General features: G+C 71.0%; 5 protein-coding genes. 1 reads left to right on the top strand and 4 read right to left on the bottom strand.

Going from position 1 to position 6,344, the window contains the following annotated elements; translation table 11 throughout:
• Positions 1–231 precede the first annotated feature (231 nt).
• Positions 232–651 (top strand): ankyrin repeat domain-containing protein, encoded by a 420-nt coding sequence (locus ACX28W_RS40205; protein WP_459005075.1) that lies wholly within the window; start codon positions 232–234, stop codon positions 649–651.
• Between the two features lie 23 nt (positions 652–674).
• Here ACX28W_RS40205 and ACX28W_RS40200 read toward each other — a convergent pair whose 3' ends face one another.
• From ACX28W_RS40200 to ACX28W_RS40185, 4 genes are all read right to left on the bottom strand, one after another.
• Positions 675–1,874: an IS110 family RNA-guided transposase gene (locus ACX28W_RS40200; RefSeq protein WP_459005074.1), complete on the bottom strand. Its 1,200-nt coding sequence runs from the start codon at positions 1,872–1,874 to the stop codon at positions 675–677.
• A gap of 352 nt (positions 1,875–2,226) precedes the next feature.
• Complete coding sequence (locus ACX28W_RS40195) at positions 2,227–2,709, bottom strand: methylated-DNA--[protein]-cysteine S-methyltransferase (protein WP_459005073.1); 483 nt, start codon at positions 2,707–2,709, stop codon at positions 2,227–2,229.
• Positions 2,710–2,741: 32 nt separating this feature from the next.
• Positions 2,742–4,238 carry an AlkA N-terminal domain-containing protein gene (locus tag ACX28W_RS40190; protein ID WP_459005072.1) on the bottom strand — a complete coding sequence of 499 codons (1,497 nt, stop codon included), beginning with the start codon at positions 4,236–4,238 and terminating at the stop codon, positions 2,742–2,744.
• Between the two features lie 96 nt (positions 4,239–4,334).
• Positions 4,335–6,311, bottom strand: coding sequence for a heavy metal translocating P-type ATPase (locus tag ACX28W_RS40185; protein ID WP_459005071.1), 1,977 nt, complete (start codon positions 6,309–6,311; stop codon positions 4,335–4,337).
• Between the last annotated feature and the right edge of the window lie 33 nt (positions 6,312–6,344).

Raw genomic sequence — 6,344 nt, 5'->3', positions numbered from 1 at the left:
GAGCCACCCCGCACCCCCGGATCAACGGTCCCGGAGTGATCCAACCACTTCGAACATCATTTCGTTAGGAGTTCTTAGGGCCTGTCCGGCGGATCATGCCGCAGACGCGGGGCCTGGCACGCCGATCTGCGGCGTTGTCGTCGGTTGCCGACTCCCCCAAGTTCTCGGCTTCACTCGAAACACGGGGGGGTGCCCCTATCTCTTCCGTCAAGCTCGGAGAGGATGGGAGTCATGGCGGACGAGGATCAGGGTCGGGACTGGATGGGTCGCACTTTGGTGCACTACGGCGCCTTGCATGGAGACGTCGCTGGCTTGAGGGCGGCCCTGGCGGATGGGTCGGATCCGGGCCTTGCAGACAAGGCGGGGATGACGCCGCTGCATTTTGCCGCGCAGTCCCAGGCTGCGCCGGCCGCAGAGATCCTCCTGGCGGCGGGTGCGCCCGTGGACGTCGGCGACAGCAACGGCAACACCGCTCTGTTCAACGCGGTGTTCAACTACCGCGGCGATCCGGCAACGCTCCAGGTACTGCTGGAAGCCGGAGCCGATCCCGAGCAGCAGAACGCGAAGGGCGTGAGCCCGCGCGGTCTTGCCGATCTGATCGGCAACTACGACGTGGCCGTTCACGTGCCTGGCGCCGGGCAGAACCGGTAGGCGCTGGTCAGGCCTCCTGCCTTTCATGCGGCTGCTGGACGTGGTTCGTAGAAGGTGCCGTCGCGGAGCATCGCGAAGAGGACATCGGCTCGTCGTCTGGCGAGGCAGAGGATGGCTTGGGTGTGGTGCTTGCCCTGGCTGATCTTCTTGTCGTAGTAGGCCCGGGAGGCGGGGTCGGCGAGGGCCGCGAACGCGGACAGGAAGAAGGCCCGTTTGAGCTGCTTGTTTCCCCGCCGGGACGGTTGTTCGCCACGGATCGAGGAACCGGAACTGCGGGTCGCCGGGGCGAGGCCGGCGTAGGCGGCGAGGTGGGCGGCGGACGGGAACGAACTGCCGTCGCCGACGTCGATGAGGATCCTGGCTCCGGTCCTGACGCCGATCCCCGGCATGGACGTCAGGACCTTGGAAAGAGGGTGGTTTTCCAGCTGTTCCTCGATCCTGGTGGCGAGCAGTTTGCGCTGGTCGAGGACGGCGGTCAGCGAGGTGGCGAGGCTGGGGACGATCAGTGCGGCCGCATCCGTGCCCGGGACGACGACGGTCTGCTCGTCCAAGGCGGTGAAGACGTCCTCGACCAGTCGCTCGGCCATCCGCGGGGCCTTCGGACGTATCAGTGTGATCAGCCGTCGGCGTCCGGCTTTGCGGATCTGGGACGGGGACCCGAACCGCTCCAGCAGCGTGAGGACAGCCGGGTGCTGGATGCGCGGCCCGAGGACTCGTTCCAGGTGCGGATGGATCTGCGTCAGCAGGCCGCGCAGGCGGTTGCTGATGCGGGTGGCTTCGCCGGCGAGGTCGTCGTCGAATCCGACGATCATCTCCAGCTCGGCGATGGTCTCGTCTTCGAGGTCGACCGAGCGGAGTGTGTGCGGCATGAGGCGGGCCGCGTCGGCGATGACGAAGGCGTCGCGGGCATCGGTCTTGGCCTCGCCGGGGTAGAGGTCGGCGATCCGCCGCATCGTCAGTCCGGGCAGGTAGGCGACCGGGCAGCCCATGTCACGGGCCACCGCCAGCGGCAGGGCGCCGATGGACGCGGGCTGGTCGACCACCACGAGCACGGTCCCGTGCTTGGCCTGCAGCTTGCCGAACACCTCCCGGAGCTTGGGCTCGCTGTTGGGCAGCCGCTTGTCGAAGGCTTTCTTCCCGATCGGGGTGACGGCGGTGGCATGGTGTTCGCCCTTGCCGACGTCCAGGCCGAGGAAGGCGCCGATCTCGCTGACGTCTATCACGTGCGTCCTCTGGTCGTTCCCGCCCGGTCGTCCCACGGCACCGATCGCCACATCCACATTACGAAGAGCCTCCCGACCTGCGAACAAGCCGGTGGTCATGCCCCTAATCAGCGGTCTGTCGATGCCACCGGAGCCGGTGACACCACCCCCCAGGCCATACGTTCGACAGGGGGAGAAAGTGATGCCAACTCCGGAGGCCGGGCGCCCCATTGCGGGGCCACCAAGACGGTAATGGGGGGACCCCCATCGCGTCGACGCCCTCCTCCGCCTTGCAGCTCGACGCACCAGACCCCGCTCACCCGCGCTGACAAGGCGCCGCCGCTTCCCTCCGACCTGATCCGCCGGACAGGCCCTAGAAAAGGGCGGACCCTCGCTCGAAGTCCAGCAGGCGCTGCTTGCGGTCCAGGCCGCCGCCGTAGCCCGTGAGGCTTCCGTCGGCGCCCACCACTCGGTGGCAGGGCACGATGATGCCGATGGGGTTCTTGCCGTTGGCGAGACCCACCGCCCGGGAGGCACCCGGGTTGCCGAGGGTCACGGCCAGTTCGCCGTACGAACGGGTCTCGCCGTAGGGGATCCGGCGCAGCTGGTCCCAGACCGTGCGCTGGAAGGGTGTGCCGATCAGCCGGAGTTCCAGTGTGAACTCCTTGGACTCGCCTGCGAAGTAGGCCTCCAACTGGTCCGCCGCCTCGCCGAAGGGCGTGTCGTCGCGCTCGCCGAAGTTCTCCTGCGGTGGGCGGTGGCGCTGGTCGACCATGTAGAGGCCGCACAGGACGCCGTCGTCGGCGACGAGGGTGAGGGGGCCGTAGGGGCTGTCGATGACCGTGTGCTGTTTCACTGGACGTCCTTGAAAAGGATTGCGCAAAGGGCTTATACGGGGAGGAAGTTGATCGGGTGGCTGTCCGTCGCCCACAGATACTGGACCGCGTACGCCCGCCACGGGCGCCACGCCGCGGCGCGCGCGGTCAGGGCTCCCGGGGTCGACGGGAGGCCCAACTCCTGGGCCGCGCGCCGGATTCCGAGGTCGGTGGCGAGAAAGGCGTCGGGGTCACCGAGGGCGCGCATCGCGATGACGTCGACCGTCCAGGGGCCGAAGCCGGGGAGGGCGAGGAGCCGGGCGCGGGCTTCCGCCCAGTCGCTCTCGACACCCAAGTGGAGTGAGTTGTCGGCGAGTTGGCGTACGAGCGTGGTGAAGGTGGTGCGGCGGGTGCGCGGCATCGCCAGCGATGCCGGGTCGAGCGCGGCGAGGGACTCCGCGGACGGGAAGAGATGGGTGAGGCCGCCCTCCGGGTCGTCGACCGGGTCGCCGTGCGCGGTGACCAGGCGGGCCGCGTGCGTGCGGGCGGCGGCCGTGGAGACCTGCTGGCCGAGCACGGCCCGTACGGCGAACTCGGCCTCGTCGACCGTGCGCGGCACCCGGCGGCCCGGCGCCTTGTCGACGAGCGGGGCGAGCAGCGGGTCGGCGCGCAACTGGTCGTCGACGGCGACCGGGTCGGCGTCCAGATCGAGCATGCGGCGGCAGCGGCTGATGGCGACGGGCAGGTCCCGCAGGTCGCTGAGGGTGAGGCGGCAGGCGATGTGGTCGGCGTTCGGGGTGAGACCGACGATGCCGTGGCCGTAGGGCAGCCGCAGGGTGCGTCGGTACGCGCCGTCGCGCCACTCCTCGACGCCGGGTACGGCGGTGGCGGCGAGGTGGCCGAAGAGGTTGTCGGGGTTGAGCGGGGCGCGAAACGGCAGCCGCAGGCTCAGCACGCCCGGCGTCGCCGCCCCCGGTGTGAGTGCCGTCCGCTTCTTGGGGAGTCGGGCGCGCAGCTCGCTCGGAGAGAGGGCGAAGACCTCGCGCACGGTGTCGTTGAAGGTGCGGATCGAGGAGAACCCGGCGGCGAAGGCGATCTCGGTCATCGGGAGCGGAGTGGTCTCGATGAGCAGCCGCGCGGTCTGGGCGCGCTGGGCCCGGGCGAGCGCGAGCGGTCCCGCGCCCAGCTCGGCCAGCAACTGCCGCTCGATCTGGCGGGTGCTGTAGCCGAGCCGGGTGGCGAGGCCGGGTACGCCCTCGCGGTCCACGACTCCGTCGCCGATGAGGCGCATGGCGCGGGCGACCAGATCGGCGCGCTGGTTCCACTCGGGCGAGCCGGGGCTGGTGTCCGGGCGGCACCGCTTGCAGGCCCGGAAGCCGGCCTGCTGGCAGGCCGCCGCGCTCGGCAGGAACGTCATGTTCTCCGGCTTCGGCGGCACCACCGGACAGCTGGGCCGGCAGTAGATCTTCGTGGTCAGAACCGCTGTGAAGAACCATCCGTCGAAGCGCGCGTCCTTCGACTGGACGGCCCGCACACAGCGCTCGGTGTCGGTGTGCATCCCGTTCCGCATGTCTCAAGCATCGGGCACGTGCGAGGGCTGGGCTGGCGAGAATCCGACATCGAGGTGCGCCGACCTGGGCGGGACCAGGTCTGATCACCAAGCCCCTCAGAGACCCTGGTCCAGGCCCGACCTGTCCCACGCGGATTCCCGCAGCAGCCGCAGCCCGTTCAGCCCGACCAGCACGGTCGAGCCCTCGTGGCCCGCGACGCCGAGCGGCAACGGCAGGTGGCCCAGGAGGTCCCACAGGACGAGGACAGTGATGAACGTACCCGCGACGACGAGATTCTGGGTGACCAGGCGGCGGGCCGCACGGGACAGCCGTACGACCGCGGGGATCGCCGCCAGCTCGTCGCGCACGACGACGGCGTCGGCCGTCTCCAGCGCGAGGTCGGAGCCGGCCCGGCCCATGGCGACCCCGGAATGGGCCGTGGCCAGGGCGGGGGCGTCGTTGACGCCGTCCCCGACGAACAGGACCTTGCGGTCGGCCAGTTGGAGATCTCGTACGGCCGCGACCTTGTCCGCGGGCAGCAGACCCGCGCGTACGTCGGTGATGCCGGTGGCGTCAGCCACCTCGGCGGCAGCGCGCGGGTTGTCGCCGGTGAGCAGCACGGGTGAGGTGTCGGTCAGTGCGGTGAGCGCGGCGACGGTCTCGGCGGCGTCGGGGCGAAGGCGGTCGGTGAGGGTGAGGGTGCCGACGGGGACGCCGCCGCGTGCCACGAGGACGACCGTGCCGGCGTCGGCAGGGCTGTCGGCGTCGGCGGGGGTGTCGGCGTCGGGGCGGGTGACCGTGATCACCTGGCCTTCGACCGTGGCGGTGACGCCGTGTCCCGGCTTCGCCGTGAAGTCGACGGCGGGCGCGAGACGCAGGCCGCGGGTCCGGGCGGCGGCGACGATCGCGCGGGCGAGCGGGTGTTCGCTGGGGTGCTCGGCGGCGGCCGCCAACGCCAGCAGGGCGTCCTCGTCGAGGCCGGACGCCTGCGACGGACGTACGGCCGTCACCTCGGGCGCGCCCTCGGTCAGCGTGCCGGTCTTGTCGAGAGCGGCCGTGTCGATCTCGCCGAGGCGTTCCATGGCGAGGGCCGACTTGACCAGGACCCCGTGCCGTCCGGCGGTCGCGATGGCCGAGAGCAGCGGGGGCATGGTGGCCAGTACGACCGCGCACGGCGAGGCGACGATCATGAAGGTCATCGCCCGCAGCAGCGCGCCGGTGAGGTCCGCGCCGAAGGCCAGCGGCACGGCGAAGACGGCGAGCGTGGCGGCCACCACACCCACCGCGTACCGCTGTTCGACCCGCTCGATGAACAGTTGCGTCGGCGCCTTGGTCCGCGAGGCCTCCTCCACGAGGGTGACGATCCGGGCGATCACCGAGTCGGCGGGGTCGCGCTCGACGCGGACGCGCAGGGCGCCCGTGCCGTTGAGGGTGCCCGCGAAGACCTCGTCGCCCGGGGCCTTCACCACCGGCAGCGGTTCGCCGGTGATCGTCGCCTGGTCGGCCTCACTGGTGCCGTCCAGAACCCGTCCGTCGGCGCCGATCCGCTCGCCCGGGCGGATCAGCACCACATCACCGACCGTGAGTCGGCTCACCGCGACCGACTCCTCGCCGTCGGCGGTCACCCTGGTCGCCGTGGCGGGCGCGAGGTCGAGCAGGCCGCGGACGGAGTCGGCGGTGCGTGCGGTGGCCAGGGCCTCCAGGGCACCGGAGGTGGCGAAGATGACGATCAGCAGGCCGCCGTCGAGGACCTGCCCGATCGCGGCCGCGCCCAGGGCCGCCACGATCATCAGCAGGTCGACGTCCAGGGTCTTCTCGCGCAGCGCCCGCAGCCCTTCGAGGGCCGGTTCCCAGCCGCCGGCGACGTACGCGATCGCGTAGAGCGGGCCGTACGTCCAGCCGGGCGCCCCGGCGAGGTGCGGCGGGAGCGCGAGCAGGAAGGCGGCGGTCGCGAGGAGCGCCCAGCGGGCTTCCGGCAGCGCGAGGACACGGGTGCGGCGGCGCGGGGTCGTCCCGGCGGGTGCGTCGACGGCGGGAGACGAGGCAAGAGTGGAAGGCACTCGGGCACCATACAGGAACACATGAAGACTCATTCATGCCTTCATGTGTGGTAGGTAAGATACGTC

The sequence above is a fragment of the Streptomyces sp. SD15 genome, assembly GCF_054462255.1.
The sequence above is the reverse complement of the archived record's forward strand: the minus strand, read 5'-3'. Positions and strand labels throughout refer to the sequence as shown.